Origin of the sequence: Shewanella algicola (assembly GCF_014648035.1) — a bacterium.
Classification (GTDB): domain Bacteria; phylum Pseudomonadota; class Gammaproteobacteria; order Enterobacterales; family Shewanellaceae; genus Shewanella; species Shewanella algicola.
In genome coordinates, this window is sequence record NZ_BMQI01000070.1 from 1 (window position 1) to 19,163 (window position 19,163).

Genomic DNA, 19,163 nt, shown 5'->3' on the forward strand with positions numbered 1-19,163 from the left:
TTGGTGAGCTACTATGACAACTATTTTTTTGATTGAGTATGTGGGGTTTATTTACCGCTTACGTTAATTCATGGTGAAGAAGATGAACGCGCACCGATAGAGCAATATGAAGCAATGGAAAAAGCATTGGAGCAAGCTAACTACCCTTTCCAAAAAGAAATTTGGAGAAAAGAAGGCCATGGTTTCTTTAACGCCGAAAACCGTGAAAAATATTATGACATCATGCTTAAATTCATTAAAGAGAACTTAAACGTTAAGTAGTGATCACTTAAGCGTTTAATCAACAAAAGCCGATACTTGAGTAGAAGGATCGGCTTTTTTATTGGCTGCGGTATTAATTTACAGCAAATCGCGTTATTCTCCTTTTCCCCTATGGGGCAGCCAAGTGGGTGTTAATCTGCACTCATACAAACAGTGATATTGAGTCGTTGGAGGATATATGGCACTCAGTGAAGCCGCAATTAAAGTACAAGCAGCACTAAAAGATCGTGGGCTAGAAACCCCAATGCTGCCCAAAACTTCCACGCCAGAACAACGTAAAGTTAAAATTGAACACCATATGCGTGAGATTTTGACCTTAATGTCACTCGACTTAACTGATGACAGTTTGGCAGACACGCCACGCCGCATAGCTAAAATGTATGTTGATGAAATTTTCTCGGGCCTTGATTACGAAAACTTCCCAAAAATCACCGTCATTGAAAATAAAATGGGCGTTGATGAAATGGTGCGCGTACAAGACATTAGCTTAACCAGCACTTGCGAACATCATTTAGTCACCATCGACGGCTTTGCGACTGTGGCTTATTTACCACGCACTAAAATTATTGGCTTATCTAAAATTAACCGCATCGTGCGCTTTTTTTCCCAACGCCCACAAGTACAAGAGCGTTTAACCCAACAAGTGTTAGTGGCGTTGCAAACTTTGCTTGAAACCAAAGACGTAGCGGTAAAAATGGATGCGGTACATTACTGCGTTAAATCTCGTGGGGTAATGGACTCAACCAGCTCTACAACCACCACGGCACTTGGCGGTATTTTTAAGTCTAACCCTGCTACCCGTGCTGAATTTTTACACCAAGTGAAATAGCGAACACGGATTACGGATTACCGCAAAGTGCAATAAAAAGCTGCATCAATATGACTATTGTGCAGCTTTTTTAATTTTCCAGCTTAAGCGCATCAGTTTAAACCTAGCCTATTGCAAGTTCATTCAACGCCGTGAGAAAGACAAAGGACTATTTAACCTGCTCCTTACTCAGATTAAATACCATATTGTTCACGATAAGCACTAACGCTAGCCAGTTCAGCTTCCATGCCCGGCTTTTCAGACAAGTAACTGATTAAATCGGCCAGCTTAATAATCGACACAATTTGACAACCAAAGTCACGCTCAACTTCTTGAATCGCTGACAGCTCACCCTTGCCTTTTTCTTGACGATCAAGCGCAATCAATACGCCCGCAAGTTGAGCATTGTGGGTATTAATAATCTCCATCGACTCACGGATAGCCGTGCCAGCGGTGATCACATCGTCCACCAGCATCACTTTACCTTTAAGCTCGCTGCCGACTAAATTACCGCCTTCGCCGTGGGTTTTAGCCTCTTTGCGGTTAAAGCAGTAAGGAATATCCACATCGTGATGATCGCACAAGGCAACAGCTGTAGTGGTGGCAATCGGAATGCCTTTATAAGCTGGGCCAAACAACAAGTCGAACTCAATGCCAGAATCCATTAACGCAGCAGCATAAAAGCGGCCTAAACGTGCTAAGTCTTTACCCGTATTAAATAATCCAGCGTTAAAAAAGTACGGGCTCGTACGGCCAGATTTAAGGGTAAACTCACCAAAACGTAATACTTGGCGGGCTAAAGCAAACTCAATAAATTCGCGTTGATAGGCTTTCACGATTATTCCTCTTCATTAAATTTTAAACTAAAAAAAAGGACCGTAATCGGTCCTAATTTTCAACAGCATATTAACTTAATGCGGCTTTTTGCACATCGACGATTTCGCGAATACTGTTTTTAGCCAGACCGAGTAGTTCAATTAATTCTTCATGGCTGAATGGCTCGCCTTCGGCAGTACCTTGAATTTCAATAATCTTGCCAGTTTCAGTCATCACTACGTTCATGTCAGTTTCAGCAGCGCTGTCTTCAATGTATTCTAAATCACTAATCGCTTCGCCTTTGTAAATACCCACACTCACAGCTGCAATTAAAAACTTAAGTGGATTAGCTTTAATAATGCCTTTGCCGCGAGCCCAGTTAAGCGCGTCAACCAATGCAACACAAGCACCGGTGATGGCTGCAGTACGCGTACCTCCATCAGCTTGAATCACGTCACAGTCGATAACAATAGTGTTCTCACCTAACAACTTCATATCAACAGCTGCACGTAAAGAGCGGCCAATTAAACGCTGAATTTCTTGAGTACGGCCAGATTGCTTACCACGAGCAGCTTCACGGTCCATGCGGCTATGAGTTGAACGCGGTAACATACCGTATTCAGCTGTTACCCAACCTTGACCCTGGCCTTTAAGAAAACGTGGTACACCTTCAGTGAAGCTGGCAGTACATAATACTTTTGTGTCGCCAAACTCAACTAAAACAGAGCCTTCAGCATGTGCAGTAAAAGAACGCGTAATAGTTATAGGGCGAGTTTGAGCTGGTGTACGGTTACTTGGGCGCATGAAAAGTCCTGTAGTCGAATTCATATCAGATTTGAGCACATATTATAGAGGTTCGCGCCGCCAGATGCCACGACAAACCCATCCAATTAGTCATCACTAACATATGACCTCTCCCACTTTAGTATCCATATGATTGATATCAACCAAGATACAGCACAAATCTCAGCACTAATCCTTTAATCCCGATACCTAAAGCGGCTATAATCAACCCACATTTGCGTAATAACATAACAGGACACTTCATGATCCAAAGCATGACAGCCTACGCTCGTATCGAGCACAAAGCACAATGGGGTACCGCCTCATGGGAAATTCGTTCAGTCAACCAGCGCTACCTAGAAACCTACCTGCGCCTACCTGAGCAGTTTCGCAGCTTTGAACCTGTCTTACGCGATCGCCTACGTAAACGCCTTAACCGCGGTAAAGTAGAAGTGAATCTACGTTATGAACTAGCCGACAACAGTAGCAACGAATTACAGCTAAACCAACCATTAGCAAAGCAATTATTAAGCGCTGCTAACTGGTTAAAGCAAGAGGCCGGTCAAGGCGAATTAAGCCTGACTGACGTATTACGCTGGCCAGGCGTGCTCGCATCAGCCGAGCAAGACATGGACGCCATTGGCGCAGAGTTAATGAAAGCCTTTGACAATGCAATCGATCAGTTTATCGAAGCACGCGGCCGTGAAGGTGAAGCGATTAAAGACATGCTACTCACTCGTTTAGATGGGGTAATGGAGCAGGTTAATATTGTGCGCGAACACATGCCAACCGTGATGCAATACCAACGCGACAAGCTCACCAATCGCTTAGCCGATATCTCAGGTGAACTCGACCCTTCGCGCATTGAGCAAGAAATGGTACTCCTAGCGCAAAAGCAAGATGTTGCCGAAGAAATGGACAGACTTGAAGCCCACGTAACTGAAGCTCGCCGCATCCTTAAAAAAGGCGGCAGCGAAGGTCGCCGTTTAGACTTTATGATGCAAGAGTTTAACCGCGAATCAAACACCCTAGCCTCAAAATCAATCAGTGCAGAAATCACTTCAGCCGCTGTTGAATTAAAAGTATTGATTGAGCAAATGCGCGAGCAGATCCAAAACGTTGAATAAGTTTTCAGTTTGAACGCAGTAACAATTAAGCCCAGCATTTGCTGGGCTTAATTCAACTTATCACTCGCGACTGTTTTAGAATGTGTATTTTACGCTTGCTTTGAAAGCACGTGGTGCACCTGGCATTGTCCACGCTTCAAAGTAAGAGTTAGCGTAATACTCTTCATCAAGTAAATTATTAACGCTGAGGTTAAGGTCGAGGTTTTCAGTGAGTGTGACATTGGCAAATAGATTAACCAGTGTGTAATTAGGTAATTCGTAATCTTGCTCAAGGAAGTCGCCTAATTGGGTCCCCACATATTGAATCACAAATCCACCACTGCCTTCATATCCACCAAACTCAGCAAATTGACGCACCATCAAGCTACCACTGTGCTCTGGTATATTGCCTAAGCGGTCGCCCTCTTCAATAACATACCAATCCCATAATGTGATTTCTTTAGCGTTTTGTGCATCGATATAAGCATACGATAGCGTCACTAAAGTATCAGACGTTAGCGCATATGAAAGGTCAAGTTCAATACCTTTGCTCTCTGCTTTACCAATGGCTTCCGTTGTACCGTCACCATTAGGACTGCTGGCTAAAATGTTAGACTTTTCGGTGGTAAACAAGGCTGTTGTTCCACTAAAGCCCTGCTCTGGCATGCCCCACTTTAAGCCAATTTCGTAAGACTTGCTTTCTTCAGGCTCATGACCATTGCCATCGGCGTCGGTACCAGAATTAGGACGCGCGCCTTCTGAGTAGCTTGCATATACTCGGGCGTCATTAGATAGCTCATAAACTAAGCCTAAGCGCGGGTTAAAGTAAGATTTTGATGTGTTGGTTTTACGGTCATTATCTAATCGATATGTCATGTCTTGTTCAAAGCGATCATAACGCATACCGAACATCGCTTTCCAATTATCAGACAGGTCTATCTGGTCTTGAAAATAAACACCCTGCCCGCTTTGCTCTTCAAGATCAGATGTGTTGTCGATCATATCAGGCAGTTCATCGCGATAAACTGGGTTATCAAAGTCGATGGCATAGTAGTCAGCGCTACTTTCAGGAGTACCGGCTTCGGCAGTATTGTGTCGATAGCGTAAAATAAGGCGATCTAGCTCATATTCATAAGCATCACCACCAATCAGTAGGTTGTGTTGAACACCTAAAAAGTCGGCAGAACCACTGAACTCAAAACGGCCAGAGATATCGTCCGCATCAAAATTACGGTAACGGCGTTGACGAACAACATAGTTAGCGTCTGCGTCATACCAACGTGCTTCAGTCGCATTACCTTCAAAAGATGATGTGCGGTAGCTTAGTCCTGCGCTGAAAGCCCAGTCGCCAGAAAGGTTGTGTTGCAGTTGAAGTTGATGCCCAAGCGCTTCAATCTCTACTGGATCATCTGCCGGCTCACCATAAAAGTTTGAATCTGAAAAATCTTTACCATCAACAACCACCACGCCTCTGTCCATTGGCGCTTGTTGATCCAAATACTCAAGCTCATAGCTAATCGCTGTGTCATCATTAATTTGATACAAAAACGACGGCGTAAGTACGGTCTTGGTACTTTCTACCGTATCACGGTAGCTTTCAGCATCTTCATAAGCACCATTGATTCTAAATGCGAGCTTATCAGTTAACCCTGTGGTGAAGTCACCTTCGGTACGATAAGTATCAAAGCTACCTGCGGTAAATTTAATATATCCGCTTTGGTCAAACTGAGGTTTTTTGGTAATGATATTAACAGTTCCGCCAGGCTCACCGCGACCATAAAGTGCAGAGCCAGGGCCTTTAAGCACTTCCATCATGTCAACATTAGACATATCACGGTTTCCGCTAAAGCCTCGTCCAGCACTAAAGCCATTAATGAGATAAGCTGAAGGCAAGTTTTCGTCTCCGGCAAAACCACGGATCGCAAACATATCCCATAAACCACCAAAATCGTTTTGCCTAGTAACACCACTCACCAGCTCTAGCGAGTTTTGTAAATTGGTTATGCCAGTAAACTCTAAGGTATCGAATGTGATTGATGATATCGCTTGTGGGAGATCTTTTTCTTGCACATTACCGCGATAAGCTTGTCGCAGCCCTGTCACTTCAATGACTTCAACGTCATCTTTAACTGCGCTTTCCGCCTCAGCTGCCTGAGTTGCAGCAGGTAAAAATAAGGCTGCAAAGATACACAGGCTTAGCGGTTTTATTGGTTGTGTTAAAGAATTATTTCTCATGGTTAACTGTTGCCCTTAGCATTTTTTGATGTGTTTATTGGCTGTGTAAATTGAGGTAAACCTGACATTTTTTCTACGCTATACTCGGTTTCATTAAACAGCAGTGGATAATAAAATTGGCGTAACGCTTGGTGATAATCTCTTATTTGTTGCTCATATCTCATGGCCGCCTGCGTGTCTGTATCTGCAATGGAAGACATCAATCGCTGCGCTAACATAGGAGGTGAAATAAAGGCCAAACGGCTCGCCCAAGCGTCTTTTTCTAGGGTGGCATCACGGTAAGCTTGTGATAATGCCCCCGCTTTTTGATCGCCAACTTGTTGAAAAGCGTAATACCACTTCCATTCAAACTGCGAATCCATTTGGGTGCTATCTTGCCATTGTGGGTGAGTCGCCAAGAATGCTTCCCAGGTAGCTGCAAAAGGTAAATCCCACGCATCGTTAACAAACTCTCGCTGCGTAAGTACAATTTCACCACCGTTAGGGCTTTGGACCATTTCTTCAATAGCAATATCGCTAGCAACAGGGATCAGCACACTTACACTCAACCAAATAGCCAGTAGCACAGAAGCGGTTTGTGCCGAACTTTGCTTAGATGCCGCTTTGCTAGCGGTATATGCGAGTGTGAGTAACATCCAAAATAATAGATGCGCAATCACCACAAGTACTATCAAGCCTGCAGAAGTTAACGATGCTTTAAAAAGCCAGGCGCCAACCACAAATGGGATCAAAATTGCCAATGCCAACGCCGAGCATAAAACAATGGCTCTTGATAACCACAGTCGTTGTTGTTTTCGGGCGGTGGTTATCAGCAAGTCGTAGCGGCCAGCTTCGCGCTCAGCAGAGCGAATATCATGCAGCAGCAAAATCACAAACAGGGGCAGCAATACACTGATTAAAAAAGCAAAATCAAATTTACCTAAAAACGATAACTCTGGATTATCAGCATCTGTCTCGTAGATTTGCCCTTCTAATGCCAGCATGCGAATGCGGTGCTTCCAGGGGTAAATATCGCGCTGCCCCATTGCGGCAAATGCAATATCAGACGGTGGAGAATACGTTAGATGAAAGCTGTAATAGGCAGCACTGCCATAATCGGCTTGTTTTTCGAGTACACGATTTCGATCTATTGCATCTTTTTCAAGTAGCCGTTCAATCGTGGTTAATTGTGACTGGGTTTCACTGATACCAGACCACACAGAAAACCCGGCAAGAAAAAACACAATGCCAAGAAACATCAACACATAGCGTTGTTTTGTAAGAAACTTTGCTTCTCTGATCAGGTTAGAAATAATATTCATTAGCATATTCTCCTAACAGCGAATCGCAAGCAAAGCCCAATGGCACCAAGCCAAAACAGTAATTGAATACCGTAAGGCATACTGCGGGTTAACCTAGTTTTTGCGGTGTCAGGGGTAAAAGAAAATGAAGACAAGACTTGCCAATTAGACGCATCAACACGTGCTGCATTTGTACTGTCAGCATCTTTATTACGATTCATATCAGCTTGGTAACTTAGGGTGTCTTGATGGACTTTATTGAGCGACTGAACAAAGTCGAAGCGCAATTTTTCTGCTTCGCGTAAAAAGCGATGATGAGTCTCTAAGCTGGTGCCAGAAATCATCATTGAAAACGAGCGAATTGCCGTTGTTGGGGTTAACCAGCCAAATTGTCTGGCGATATTGGCTTGGGCAAGTTCTTCTTGCATGCGTTTTTCAGCAAACTTATTTAATAACTCGGTCAGTTGCTTCTCTGAAAATTGCGCGACAGCGCCCCGAAAGTTAAGCGGTAAATCTTCGACTTTGCTGACGTCATACTTTGCGAGTAAGTTTTGCTTAAGCTGTTCAAATGCAGGGTCAGAGGTATCGTGTCCATCTCCGAGTTTTCTTAGCTCTTCTAACATGGCAAAATCGGCTTCTAATTTACCTTGCGACGGTGCAATAGCGGCTGCACTTGAACTACCAATGCGCGGAAGTAAAATACACAATACAATCCATAAACAGGCTAACGTCACAAAACTTGCACTGCTTTTTTGGCTCAACGCCGATACCGTTAATACAATGCCACACCATACAAAAATATAGGCAACATAACCCGCCACAAAGCTGCTGGTTATCACCATCGACTCGCCGTTAATGGTCGCCCAAATGGCGGCAATGACTAACGGCAACAACATCAACAGCGCACTGCTCACTAACGCCAAATATTTACCCATCAATAGGTGCCATAAATTGACGCCTTGAGTGATCATAATATTCAGAGTGCCGGCTTCTTTTTCTCTTGTGACACTGGCATAGCCAATCATGATGATAAACAAGGGCACAAGCACCTGCAGTAAAAAGCTGGGCGTTAAACTGCTAAAGCGTGTCATGCCCGATGCCTGACGTTGGTCAGAAAACATTGCACTGTTTTGGCGATGACCTTCAAGAAAAATCGAGGTGCCGGTAAATGAATCTACGCCGGGTTCAATAATGCTCAGTGGTGACGGAGAACGAAATACATAATGGCCGTAATGCACCATGCGGTGAGGGTGTCGGTCAGGTTGTTCTAAAAATTTCGCTTCAGAAGATTGTTGCATGTGCTCACGCTCATGCTTGGCATTTTGCATTTCTACTGTATTAACAATTGCAGACACAATGGTTAATAGCGTGCCAATAACAATAATGGTGGCTGCGAGTTTAGTTCTGTGCCAAAAACGCCACTCATCCCATGTGATTTTAGTAATGGCGATCATCGTTTATTTCTCTTAGAAAATGCTGAATGAACTTCCTCGGTATCGATATGAGAATTGTCACCACGTTCAAACATGCCAACGATTTTGCCGTTGTCTAATAAACCAATGCGGTGAGCAATTTGGCATGCGCCGTAAACATCGTGGGTCACCATAAAGACAGTAGAGCCTTCAGATGCCAAGGTGGCAATGAGCTGATTAAATTCATCGATAGCATTAGGATCTAAGCCAGAAGTTGGCTCGTCGAGAAATAACACCGGGGCTTCACGTAGCAATGCCAATGCAATCGCCGTTTTTTGGCGCATTCCCTTAGAGTAGTTCGACATCGCTCTATGCCAAGCAGCCTCTTGTAATGCAACACGTTTAAGCGCCAGCTCTATTTGAGTTTCAGTCTTGGTGATATCAGCTAAAGAGAGAAAATATTTTATGTTTTCTACCCCGGTTAAATGCCCATATAGCATCACAGACTCTGGCAAATAAGCGACTTTACTGCGGATTTTATCGATGTCTTTTGCAACAGACATGCCCATTACTGTCGCGGTACCACTTGTAGGAGTAACAGTGCCTAAAAAAGTTTTTAGTGCCGTTGATTTTCCTGCTCCATTGCCACCAAGAAGTGCAAAGACTTCGCCTTTTCCTACAGTAAAATTAACGTCATCAAGTACCGTTTGTTGAGAAAAGCCAACGCACAGTGACGAGGCTACAACCATTTCTTTTTGCATTTATTATCTCTAAATCAATTATTTAATAGATGGTTATGAGGGTGTCGATTTTGTTGAATATCAACAAACCAACACGATGATACGTTATAACATTTCAAAGGTAAATGTGAGTTTAATGTTATTGTGTTTACAAAGGAGTGTGATCAAGGTTTTAATCTGAGCGGATATAAACGCTATTTATTGTGGTTAAATGAACCATTAGCATGGCTTAGCGCAATACAGTTAAAAGCTCATTTTTATTAAAGGTTGAGGATTAAAGATGAAGGATTGAGGTTTGAACAATTTAACACCCTGCTACAGCAACAAGTGCAAATGAAGCAACATGGTAAGCTAAATGCTAAGTAATAAATAACGACACTATGCAGCCCAAACTAAACTTTACACGCTATAACCGTTAAACCTGCTTTTACCTGCTGTAGCGTGTAAAGAAGATGAGTAATGCGCCTTAAGCAAGCATCACTCATTTGTATCGTCTTAAAATGGAATTCGGTAATAACGCTTAACTGTTATTCACATTAATAGTGGGCACCACTGACATGCCAACACGAAGTTGCGCGGCATCGGCCTGATCAGCGTCGATGATGATTTTTACCGGTAAACGCTGAACAATTTTAGTGAAGTTACCTGTCGCATTATGAGGCGCTACCGCTGAATAACTCACACCACTCGCTGGGGCTAAGCTGTCTACATGGCCTGTTAATATTTTGCCCGGTAGTGCATCGACTTCAATATCAACTGCCTGACCAGCTTTTACATTGGCAAGTTGGGTTTCTCTAAAATTGGCATGCACATAAATCTCATCAAGCGGTACCACTGCCAATAGCGACACCCCTGGATTAACATAACTGCCAACACGTAGTGACTTTTTACCTACAATGCCGTCAATCGGTGCAGTAATTTGCGTATAAGACAACTGCAAATTAGCCACATCTAGCATCGAATTAGCTTGCAGTAATGCAGCCTTCGCTTTATCAATATCGGCGTACTGAATATCTTTATCCTGTTTAGCCGCCAACAAACCCGCTTCGTTTTTACGAAGATTAGCTTGCTGAATACTCACTTGCGCTTCTGCTTCTTGCAGCGCCTGCACGGTACCCGAGCCATCTGCCGCTAAGTTGCGATAACGCTCAAGGTTAAACTGCGCCAATTTAAGTGTTGAGATATTAGCATCTAACGTTGCCTGCGCCTGCTCAATCACAGCGTCTTGATTAATCAGCTTGGCTTGCAAACTTTTAATGCTTGCTTGGGCGCTAACCACTTGCGCCTTGGCGGTGTTAACTGCAGCCACAAAGTCACGGTCGTCGATAGTGGCAATCACATCGCCTTGCTTAACCACGTCATTGTCATCCACTAAAACCTGGCTTATTTTGCCGGAAATTTGCGGGGATACAATCGTAAAATCAGCTTGAATATACGCATCATCGGTCGACTGTGTCGCATTTGCTGATTCTGGTTGATTTAGATAAAACACACCGCCAATCGCCACAACGAATAAACTTGCAACTACGGTAACTTTGATAGATTTAGATATTGCCATTTTCAATTACTCACTTTCAAAATATAAACTTAAAATTTGTTTAACCTGAGTTCGGGATAAGGGATGAACTTATGCTATTTAAAATCAACATGTTACCCATTCTCACTTTCAAGCTTGTCATTTGTTCTGCTAACAAGGCGAATTGACGCGTCAATAGCTAGCCAGTTAGCAGAGCAAAGAGCTGTGTAAGCGCCGTTGGTTACCTTTAATTCTGCTTGCTTAAATCTGGCGCCGGCACGTAGGTCATCATCAATGCCAGCGGGATCAAAATAAGTGCGAGTACACCCAACACTAAATAAGCATCAATTACCGACAGCACCATAGATTGCTGGGCAACGGTTGTTCCTAGAGTTGATGCGTCTAATGCTTGTGGAATAGCACCATCAACAAGGCCGGCATGCTCAAGTAACATGTCGCTATGAAAACGACTGCGAACCGTTAACAATTGGCCCACTACCGCGCCACCTATAAGCGACCCAAACACTCTAAAAGTGTTAATTGCTCCCGAAAAATAAGGGCCTTCACTTGGGTCTAAAACACTGGTCATTAAAAATAAAATCGATACCACGGCCATGGGTTGTCCAATGGCTTGCAGTAACTGAGCCACTAAAAATTGGTCGCGATTCCACTGTGGGGTCAGCTGTGCTCCCGAAAAACAGGCCAAAGCAATAATGCCTAACCCAATGGCCAGCATCACCCGAGAATCGACCCACTTTTGGTACAACAACAATGCCACCACAGACCCTAACACCAACTGCGGCAAGGCAATTAGCAGCCCAATTGGCGCAATTTGCATAACCCGATAATCTTGTAACCCCGCAAGGTAGTTTGACGGCAACATCGACCCGGACATCAACACCACAAGTAAAAACGTTAATAAAACCGTGCCGATTAGCAGGTTTTTACGCGCCATTAATTGAGGTTTAATAAAAGGTGCATCATGGTGCCATTCGGTCAATACGTAACAGCCAAACAAAATCACACCGCCAACTAACGACACGACAATTAACGGTGAGTTAAACCAGTCAAGGCGCACACCTTGATCTAGTGCGATAGTAAGTAATAACAGCGATATCACGCCGCAAAACATCCCAAGCCAGTTGCCTTGTGCAAAGCGGGCGTATTTAACCCCTTCTTTAGGTAAACCCCAGCCTACAAATAGTCCGGCTAAACCGCACAAAGGGATCACTTGCCAATATAGCCAGCGCCAGTTCGACAAACCGTCGGTCCATAAACCGGTTAACCAAACGGCTAAGTTAGGCGCAAATGTGGCGGTCATCGCATACAAAGCTAAACCATGTAAACGAATATTAGGGGGCAAAAACTTAAGCGCCGCCATCATCAAAATAGGGATTAACGCGCCGCTACTTATGCCCTGAACAAAGCGTAATCCTATCAACACATCTAAGTTTTGAATAAAAGGCAAAATAGCCGCAATAAGTGCGCACACAAAGACCATCGACAGATGAAAACGTCTCACCGACAAGGTAATGGCAAACCAAGAGGCAAATGGCATGGCAATAAGCTCGCCCATTGCGTATGCCGTCTGCAACCAAGACGCATCGTCAAGACTGACCCCCATCACGCCGCGCACATCCGCCAAACCAAGTGACCCCACACGGTTGTTAAGGCCAGACATCATTGCCGCAATAAAAATACCTAACAGCCCAGCCAATACCTGATTAGGTATGCCAAGGGTGCGTTTTGGAACAACTACGGCAGGTTCAGAAAGTACCGCTGTACTCATTTTGCCTCCCCAGGTGTTGTGATTAGCATTGCGCTATTTTCAGTAACGGGTTGGCTGTTATCCCAACCTCTGCCAAGCGTTTTATATAAACTCACCACCGCGATTTCGGCTTGAGTGGTACTGTTATTCAGTTGGATCAGGCTGTTAAGCACTTGTCCTTTTTGCTGCAAAACAGCTAAATGATCACTGGTGCCTTGTTGATAATTGCGCTCAATCATCTTCATAGCTTGCTCAGTGTATTGGTGCGCAATAGACAATTTATGCTGTTGGCTTTGTTGTGCACGCCACGCATCGATAGCGTTATCCACTTCGTGCCAGGCAGCCAACACGGTTTTGCGATAACTCAATGCTGAACTCTTTTGCTTTTCTTTTGTTAACTCAAGTTGCTGAGTTAACTTGCCGCCTGAAAAAATAGGTAAATACACTTTAGGACCAACAGTAAATGAGCGCGAATCCCAGCCCAGTAAGTCACTGCTTTCAAAAGACTCAAGCCCCAAACTGCCAGACAAGGTCACTCGAGGATAAAAATCAGCTTCTGCGACACCAATTGCGGCAACGGCTGCGTGTAAATGTGCTTGCGCTTCAAGAATATCAGGGCGACGAGAGGCTAAATCCGACGGAACCTCAACCGGCACACCTGCTGGCAGTTGAATCGGTTTATTTGATGTAGCTAATATGGCATCTAATGCCCGAGGCTGCTCACCGAGCAATAATGCCAAGGCATTCATTAATTGATTACTGCGCATGGTCAGCTCAGGTAGACTTGCCGTTAATGTGGCTAAGTCGGTTTGAGCACGAATAGTATCAAAATGGGTACCAACTCCGTTGTCTTCACGGCTTTGCATTAACACGACAATCTGTTCAGCGGTTTGTTGCTTGTCTAAGCTAATGGCTAATTGAGTTTGTGCATTGCGCAATTGCAAATATGCCTTGGCAACTTCAGCAGCTAAGCTGACACGAATAGCTTCACGCTGATATAACGACGCATCTAATTTGGCGCTAACTTCTTCTGTCGCCCGCTGCGCACGGCCCCAAAGATCAAGCTCCCAACTGGCATCAAAACCAGCAGTCCAAAAATTTTCGGCCTCCGACGGTGCGCCTAATGCCACCATCTTGCCATTTTCACTATTGCCTTCGCGGGCATAACTTGCGTTTGCAGAGAGTCTAGGTTGTTTGTCGGCTGCTGTGATCCCCAACGCGGCACGGCTTTGCGCAATTCGGCTGGTCGCGACTTGTAAGTCTAAATTTCCGGTTTGAGCTTTGGCTTGTAATTGCGTCAATATTGGGTCGTTAAATACCGCCCACCATTGCCAATCAAGAGTTGGTTGGCTAGCTTGTTCGGCGTAACCGTAATCAGACCGAGGTTCAGTTGCCGTTTGGGTAATTCCGCTCTCTGGTACTGTAAAATCTGGGCCCAATGTACATCCAGACAGCACCGCTAACGACACGGCTAACGCCAATGCATGTGGTGAAAACGTTATACTTTTACCCGTAAATAACATGACAACTCTTCCTAAATTAACGAGGGTCTGTTGATCTTTGCTGCAAAAAACAACCTTGAAAGATCAAGCGCGCCTATAAACTCAATCAAATTACGCCAACAAACTGTACCGCTCGGTTTGTTTGTTGGGTAAATAAAAAATCCGCTAGTGTGTAAGACTCCACTAACGAACTTCTATTGCACGATATCGTAAGCTTCAATATAAAAATTGAACTGTACCGTACGGTTTGATATAGTGCCTATCTCAAAGATTATTGTCAAGTGAGTTTTATATGAAAAACGCTGTAACTGATCCTTCTGCCCTTGCACAACTCACACTCGACCTTTGCCCAAAAGCAAGGACAGTGCTCAATGCTGCTAGCAAAATATTTTTAACTCACGGCTTTAATGCCGCCACCACCGACATGATCCAACGCGAAGCAGGCGTATCTAAATCGACCGTGTACGCGCACTTTTCTAATAAAGAAAAGCTATTTTTAGCCGTAGTGCAAAACGAATGCGCCTCGTTCACAGCATCCATTAACGACATTAAATTTATCCCTGGCGACATTACCGAAAGCTTACGCGTGTTGGGGCACGCCTACCTTAGTGTTGCTCTGTCGGCTCCGGCATTGTCGTTATATCGAGTAGTCGTCGCAGAAGCCCCCCGTTTTCCTGCGCTGGGACACATGTTTTATAATTCTGGCCCTAAAATTGTTAAATCCATGGTGGCCAACTGCTTAACTCAAGCCCATAACGCCAATGAAATAGACTTAAGCAACATTAGTGTCGACGAAGCTGCAGATGTATTTGTCACACTATTTCGTAGCGAGCTTCATTTAAAATGTTTAACTCACCCCGACCAACCACTTAAAAAAGCCACCATTGATCGCTGGGTGGATATTGCCATAGACACTTTTGTGCGCTCTTATGGTAACCGCCAAGTTAACTCTTAACGCTACCTCTCAAATCAACACAAAAAGGCTCTTAATGACCACCCCTTACTCAGCCACACAATGGTTACAGTTAAGTATGCAGCAACAAGGTTTGCTGCAGCCTTTTGAGTCATTGCCAGCGCTATTGCAGCAATTAAGTTATGTGCAAATAGACTCTATTAATGTGGTTGAGCGCGCGCATCATCATGTATTGCATAGTAGGTTGCCACACTACGCCACCAGCATGTTAGATCAGGCCATGGGCGACAAAAGTGTGTTTGAATATTGGTCCCATGCAGCGGCATACCTACCCATTGAAGATTATCGGTTTAGCTTGTATCGCAAGCAGCAATTACAACAAGGCGACAAACATTGGTTTGAGCCCGAACACAAAATCATGCGCGAAGTAAAAGCCCGCATAACCGCTGAAGGCCCATTGAAAGCCAACCAATTTAAGCATGACGCTGATGCTAAAAATGGTGCCTGGTGGGATTGGAAACCCGCTAAAAAAGCGCTTGAGCAGTTGTTTATGCAAGGCGAGTTAATGGTGGCTAAACGTGACAAGTTTCAAAAGGTGTATGACTTAACCGAGCGCGTGTTACCAAACCATATAGATACCACTGTGCCCAGCGACAGCGAGTTTGCTCAGCATTTAATTAAGCGTTATTTAATAGCCCATGGCTTTGGCAATGTGCAGCAAATTCAGTACCTGCGCAAAGGCCTTAAACCACTACTGACCAAAACCTTAGCGCAAATGTGCGAACAAGGCGACATTGCCAGTTTTACCGAGCCACACACCAGGCAAGTTTACTTTTATCAGCCCAAGCTTACACTCCCCAGCACCATAGCCAACAAAGTCTGGCTGCTTAATCCGTTTGATAATTTAGTCATTCAACGGCAAAAGCTTAAGCAATGGTTTGGCTTTGATTATCAAATCGAAGTGTATGTACCTGAGGCAAAACGCCAATACGGTTATTACTCATTGCCCATTTTATGGCGTGACCGCTTTGTTGGACGTGTTGATGTAAAAGCCGATCGCAAAAACCAATGCTTGCTACTGCAACAACTCCATTTTGAGCCAGCAGCATTTAGTACTGATGCATTTAGCAGAGACGCTTTTATACCCGCGTTTATCGATGCCATTAATCATTACAGCAAGTTCAATAATTGTCAGCGCTGGCAACTAGTGGCTTGTAACGACAAAGCCATCGGTAAGATGTTGCTTAACGCCTGCCAATAATTAACCCTGAGTATTGCAAAACACCTTTCCCCTGCCTTACAAGATCTGCACTGCACTTAAATCAGTATGCAACCTTGTTCACGTTTTACACATTTTTCAACTTGGCACTTCAATAGCTTGAATTAAGTCACTAACCACAAATACGTTGTGAGATACCTTCAAAAGGCTAAAAATAATAACAACCTACATAATTCCTATATGGGGAGAACACACGATGTTTTATATACACATGCTGCTGTTACTAGCGGTGATATTTGTTGGTATCCGCCATGGCGGTATCGCGTTTGGTTTACTCGGTGGCTTAGGTGTATCAGTGCTGGCATTCGTGTTTGGTATCGCGCCTGGTTCCCCACCTATCAGCGTGATGTTAATTATTCTTGCGGTAGTGGCGGCCTCGGCAACACTTGAGGCAACTGGCGGATTAAATCTGTTAGTGAAGTTTGCTGAAAAAATACTGCGTAAACACCCTGAACATATCGTGTTTTTAGGCCCTTTATGTACATACTCTTTAACCGTATTGGTTGGTACTGGCCATTCGGTTTACCCACTTTTACCTGTTATTTACGATGTCGCCTATAAAAAAGGCATTCGTCCTGAACGTCCATTAGCGATGGCAACTGTTGCCTCGCAAATGGGCATTACCGCCAGCCCAATTGCCGCCGCAGCTGCGGTAGTATTGGCAACAGCGGTTGATAACAATCTTGATATCAGCTTAATCGATGTGCTTATGGTGACCATTCCGGCAACCTTAACGGGTTTACTTGTCGCCTGTACCTGGAGCTTAAAGCGTGGTAAAGATTTAGACAAAGACACCGAGTTTCAAGCACGCTTAGCAGATAAAGATTTCCGTGAGTCATTAATCGATCTAGAAGATGACGACGCCCAAACCCCAGCGGCACAATCAACGGCTAAAAAAGGCTTGACGGTATTTTTACTGGGTATTCTTGCGGTGATTGTGGTCGCCATGTTTAGTAAGCAAATACTGCCTGCTGGCGTAAAAATGTCGGTCGCGATTCAGTTTATGATGCTGTCTGTTGGTGGTGTCATATTACTCGCCACCAATGTATCGCCCAAAAAGATTGCCACCAGTAATGTGTTTACCGCCGGTATGACCGCGGTCATCATCATTTTTGGTATTGCGTGGATGAGTGACACTATTATTAGTCACCACAAAAGCTATTTAGTCAGCGCGGTGAGCGACCTTGTCAGTGTTTACCCATGGACATTTGCTATCGCGATGTTTGTGTCATCTATCTTCTTAAAAAGTCAGGCAGCGGTATTAACCATTATGTTGCCATTAGGGTATTCATTAGGGATCCCAGCACCTGTATTAATTGGTGTATTACCAGCGTGTTATGCTTATTTCTTCTTCCCATTCTACCCAAGTGACTTAGCGGCAATCAGCTTTGATAGAACCGGTACCACGCATATTGGTAAATATGTGTTGAACCACAGCTTTATCATTCCTGGGTTTATTGGTGTAATCACTGCTACATTTGTGGGTTACTTTATTTCAATGGCGATTAACTAATTTCTGCTAAGGTGTTTGGAGTTGAAGCATCAGGCAAAGAGTTAAGCGGTAAACCGCTAGTGAAGTGACTAGAAAAAGTCACTAGCATCAATAAAATGGCAGCCACATTGGCTGCCATTTTTGTTTTTAATCATTGTGATAGGCCTAAAGCGTCAAGATGGGTGACTTCGATATCAGCAGGTTTATTTGTTGGTTCGCCCACCATATCGTCCTATGCAACACGCCGTAAACCCATCCATGGGGGCTTGACGAAAACATCCTGTTTTCAACAGTTGCCTATGCCAACATGGCAGGCTACCCGATAGTCCGTTGGTAGTTGGCAGTTGGCAGTTGGCAGTTGGCAGTTTTATGCCACATTGCATATCGATGCTATTGTGTTACTAATCTTATAATCCCTGATCAATGAGTTTTTTTGCCATAAAAATGAATACGTTTCAAACCACGTAAAAATGAGCAACTCGGTCATTTATAAGCGTTGAGTTAATTCATCTTAGAAACGAAAAGCGATCAAAACACTCTTTTCACCCAAAAGTCAGCTGCAAACCGGTAAAAATCTAAGTTTAAGCTATACTTAATTATCCCCTTAAAACATAAGAAATTTGATTATGCAGCCATATTTGCAAGCTTTTGGATCTGAGTTTAATTTAGGATTTAACCCTAATGATTACCCCTTTTTAATCGATAACAGCTACGGTAACAATACTTGTGTCAGTTTCTATTTTAAACAAGGCGAACAATACAGGATATTGTGGGTTGAACATGAAATGGCCGATGAACGTGAAGAAAATGGTGCACGGTACACTATTGAGTCCGCAACGAACGAGGGAACGGATGAAGCACCCGAAATTTATGCCGGTTCTGACGCAATTATCATTTTTGAGTGCGAAACAAGCGAACATATTATCGCTCATCTTAATCTACTATCTTCACAGTAAACTCGCCCACCACATCACCCTATGCAACACGCCGTAAACCCATCCATGGGGGCTTGACGAAAACATCCTGTTTTCAACAGTTGCCTATGCCGATATGATTGACTCTTGCAAGCTCATCTTAATCAATCAGGTAATACAAATTAGGGTTATCTCATTGTATGTTTCAGCGGCTAATGTGACTCATAGTCCGTAGACTCGTAAGCCTATTGCACCGACAATAAACATAAATTTATTGTGAGCTTACGGCAGCATGGCGTGACATAAGTAATAAAGCAAAAAATCTGGTTTCTTAAATT

Annotated in this window: 16 protein-coding genes and 1 pseudogene; 7 read left to right on the plus strand and 10 right to left on the minus strand. The window is 43.9% G+C overall.

What is annotated here, in order from left to right; all coding sequences use genetic code 11:
* Positions 1–60 precede the first annotated feature (60 nt).
* Positions 61–261: pseudogene (locus tag IEY42_RS20120) on the plus strand (alpha/beta hydrolase family protein); the annotation flags it as partial.
* A 178-nt stretch (positions 262–439) separates the two neighbouring features.
* Positions 440–1,090 (plus strand): GTP cyclohydrolase I FolE, encoded by a 651-nt coding sequence (gene folE, locus IEY42_RS20125; protein WP_101088524.1) that lies wholly within the window; start codon positions 440–442, stop codon positions 1,088–1,090.
* 173 nt (positions 1,091–1,263) lie between these two features.
* Here folE and pyrE read toward each other — a convergent pair whose 3' ends face one another.
* Together pyrE and rph are read right to left on the minus strand one after the other, a co-directional pair.
* On the minus strand, positions 1,264–1,905 hold the full coding sequence (gene pyrE, locus IEY42_RS20130; protein WP_188927011.1) for an orotate phosphoribosyltransferase: 642 nt from the start codon (positions 1,903–1,905) through the stop codon (positions 1,264–1,266).
* A 70-nt stretch (positions 1,906–1,975) separates the two neighbouring features.
* Positions 1,976–2,689: a ribonuclease PH gene (gene rph, locus IEY42_RS20135; protein WP_160054452.1), complete on the minus strand. Its 714-nt coding sequence runs from the start codon at positions 2,687–2,689 to the stop codon at positions 1,976–1,978.
* A 242-nt stretch (positions 2,690–2,931) separates the two neighbouring features.
* On the opposite strand from rph, the gene IEY42_RS20140 reads away from it, so the two are divergent.
* Positions 2,932–3,795 carry a YicC/YloC family endoribonuclease gene (locus IEY42_RS20140; RefSeq protein ID WP_188927012.1) on the plus strand — a complete coding sequence of 288 codons (864 nt, stop codon included), beginning with the start codon at positions 2,932–2,934 and terminating at the stop codon, positions 3,793–3,795.
* A gap of 75 nt (positions 3,796–3,870) precedes the next feature.
* On the opposite strand, the gene IEY42_RS20145 is transcribed toward IEY42_RS20140, so the two are convergent.
* The 7 genes from IEY42_RS20145 to IEY42_RS20175 all read right to left on the minus strand — a co-directional run bounded on the left by IEY42_RS20145 (position 3,871) and on the right by IEY42_RS20175 (position 14,248).
* A complete protein-coding gene (locus IEY42_RS20145) occupies positions 3,871–6,009 on the minus strand; it encodes a TonB-dependent siderophore receptor (protein WP_188927013.1) in 2,139 nt (712 codons plus the stop codon).
* Between the two features lie 2 nt (positions 6,010–6,011).
* Positions 6,012–7,310 (minus strand): DUF3526 domain-containing protein, encoded by a 1,299-nt coding sequence (locus IEY42_RS20150; protein WP_188927014.1) that lies wholly within the window; start codon positions 7,308–7,310, stop codon positions 6,012–6,014.
* Positions 7,310–8,743 (minus strand): ABC transporter permease, encoded by a 1,434-nt coding sequence (locus tag IEY42_RS20155; protein ID WP_188927015.1) that lies wholly within the window; start codon positions 8,741–8,743, stop codon positions 7,310–7,312. The genes IEY42_RS20150 and IEY42_RS20155 overlap by 1 nt, the downstream gene beginning before the upstream one ends.
* On the minus strand, positions 8,740–9,462 hold the full coding sequence (locus IEY42_RS20160; protein WP_188927016.1) for an ABC transporter ATP-binding protein: 723 nt from the start codon (positions 9,460–9,462) through the stop codon (positions 8,740–8,742). Before IEY42_RS20160 ends, IEY42_RS20155 begins: the two co-directional genes overlap by 4 nt.
* 499 nt (positions 9,463–9,961) lie before the next feature.
* Entirely contained in the window at positions 9,962–10,999 is a 1,038-nt protein-coding gene (locus tag IEY42_RS20165) for an HlyD family secretion protein (protein WP_188927017.1), read from the minus strand.
* 205 nt (positions 11,000–11,204) lie between these two features.
* On the minus strand, positions 11,205–12,746 hold the full coding sequence (locus IEY42_RS20170) for an MFS transporter (RefSeq protein ID WP_188927018.1): 1,542 nt from the start codon (positions 12,744–12,746) through the stop codon (positions 11,205–11,207).
* Positions 12,743–14,248, minus strand: coding sequence for an efflux transporter outer membrane subunit (locus IEY42_RS20175; protein WP_188927019.1), 1,506 nt, complete (start codon positions 14,246–14,248; stop codon positions 12,743–12,745). The genes IEY42_RS20170 and IEY42_RS20175 overlap by 4 nt, the downstream gene beginning before the upstream one ends.
* 271 nt (positions 14,249–14,519) lie before the next feature.
* On the opposite strand from IEY42_RS20175, the gene IEY42_RS20180 reads away from it, so the two are divergent.
* The 3 genes from IEY42_RS20180 (at position 14,520) to IEY42_RS20190 (ending at position 17,932) form a co-directional block, all read left to right on the plus strand.
* Positions 14,520–15,182, plus strand: a complete 663-nt coding sequence (locus IEY42_RS20180) for a TetR/AcrR family transcriptional regulator (protein WP_188927020.1) — start codon at positions 14,520–14,522, stop codon at positions 15,180–15,182.
* Between the two features lie 34 nt (positions 15,183–15,216).
* Positions 15,217–16,401: a winged helix-turn-helix domain-containing protein gene (locus IEY42_RS20185; protein ID WP_188927021.1), complete on the plus strand. Its 1,185-nt coding sequence runs from the start codon at positions 15,217–15,219 to the stop codon at positions 16,399–16,401.
* Positions 16,402–16,615: 214 nt separating this feature from the next.
* Positions 16,616–17,932 carry an anaerobic C4-dicarboxylate transporter gene (locus IEY42_RS20190; protein ID WP_188927022.1) on the plus strand — a complete coding sequence of 439 codons (1,317 nt, stop codon included), beginning with the start codon at positions 16,616–16,618 and terminating at the stop codon, positions 17,930–17,932.
* Here the strand turns inward: IEY42_RS20190 and IEY42_RS22635 are convergent.
* Positions 17,925–18,050, minus strand: a complete 126-nt coding sequence (locus IEY42_RS22635; RefSeq protein WP_268244280.1) for a hypothetical protein — start codon at positions 18,048–18,050, stop codon at positions 17,925–17,927. The genes IEY42_RS20190 and IEY42_RS22635 overlap by 8 nt on opposite strands.
* Before the next feature lie 487 nt (positions 18,051–18,537).
* Here IEY42_RS22635 and IEY42_RS20195 point away from each other — a divergent pair, with 487 nt between their 5' ends.
* Positions 18,538–18,867 carry a hypothetical protein gene (locus IEY42_RS20195; protein ID WP_188927023.1) on the plus strand — a complete coding sequence of 110 codons (330 nt, stop codon included), beginning with the start codon at positions 18,538–18,540 and terminating at the stop codon, positions 18,865–18,867.
* Positions 18,868–19,163 lie beyond the last annotated feature (296 nt).

What these genes read in the sequence shown, in the direction of transcription:
- IEY42_RS20155 (WP_188927015.1), bottom strand. Translation starts at nt 8,743, where the DNA reads ATGATCGCCATTACTAAAATCACATGGGATGAGTGGCGTTTTTGGCAC.
- IEY42_RS20140 (WP_188927012.1), top strand. Translation starts at nt 2,932, where the DNA reads ATGATCCAAAGCATGACAGCCTACGCTCGTATCGAGCACAAAGCACAA.
- IEY42_RS22635 (WP_268244280.1), bottom strand. Translation starts at nt 18,050, where the DNA reads ATGGCAGCCAATGTGGCTGCCATTTTATTGATGCTAGTGACTTTTTCT.
- IEY42_RS20145 (WP_188927013.1), bottom strand. Translation starts at nt 6,009, where the DNA reads ATGAGAAATAATTCTTTAACACAACCAATAAAACCGCTAAGCCTGTGT.
- IEY42_RS20160 (WP_188927016.1), bottom strand. Translation starts at nt 9,462, where the DNA reads ATGCAAAAAGAAATGGTTGTAGCCTCGTCACTGTGCGTTGGCTTTTCT.
- folE (WP_101088524.1), top strand. Translation starts at nt 440, where the DNA reads ATGGCACTCAGTGAAGCCGCAATTAAAGTACAAGCAGCACTAAAAGAT.
- IEY42_RS20185 (WP_188927021.1), top strand. Translation starts at nt 15,217, where the DNA reads ATGACCACCCCTTACTCAGCCACACAATGGTTACAGTTAAGTATGCAG.
- IEY42_RS20150 (WP_188927014.1), bottom strand. Translation starts at nt 7,310, where the DNA reads ATGAATATTATTTCTAACCTGATCAGAGAAGCAAAGTTTCTTACAAAA.
- IEY42_RS20190 (WP_188927022.1), top strand. Translation starts at nt 16,616, where the DNA reads ATGTTTTATATACACATGCTGCTGTTACTAGCGGTGATATTTGTTGGT.
- rph (WP_160054452.1), bottom strand. Translation starts at nt 2,689, where the DNA reads ATGCGCCCAAGTAACCGTACACCAGCTCAAACTCGCCCTATAACTATT.
- IEY42_RS20165 (WP_188927017.1), bottom strand. Translation starts at nt 10,999, where the DNA reads ATGGCAATATCTAAATCTATCAAAGTTACCGTAGTTGCAAGTTTATTC.
- IEY42_RS20175 (WP_188927019.1), bottom strand. Translation starts at nt 14,248, where the DNA reads ATGTTATTTACGGGTAAAAGTATAACGTTTTCACCACATGCATTGGCG.
- IEY42_RS20195 (WP_188927023.1), top strand. Translation starts at nt 18,538, where the DNA reads ATGCAGCCATATTTGCAAGCTTTTGGATCTGAGTTTAATTTAGGATTT.
- IEY42_RS20180 (WP_188927020.1), top strand. Translation starts at nt 14,520, where the DNA reads ATGAAAAACGCTGTAACTGATCCTTCTGCCCTTGCACAACTCACACTC.
- IEY42_RS20170 (WP_188927018.1), bottom strand. Translation starts at nt 12,746, where the DNA reads ATGAGTACAGCGGTACTTTCTGAACCTGCCGTAGTTGTTCCAAAACGC.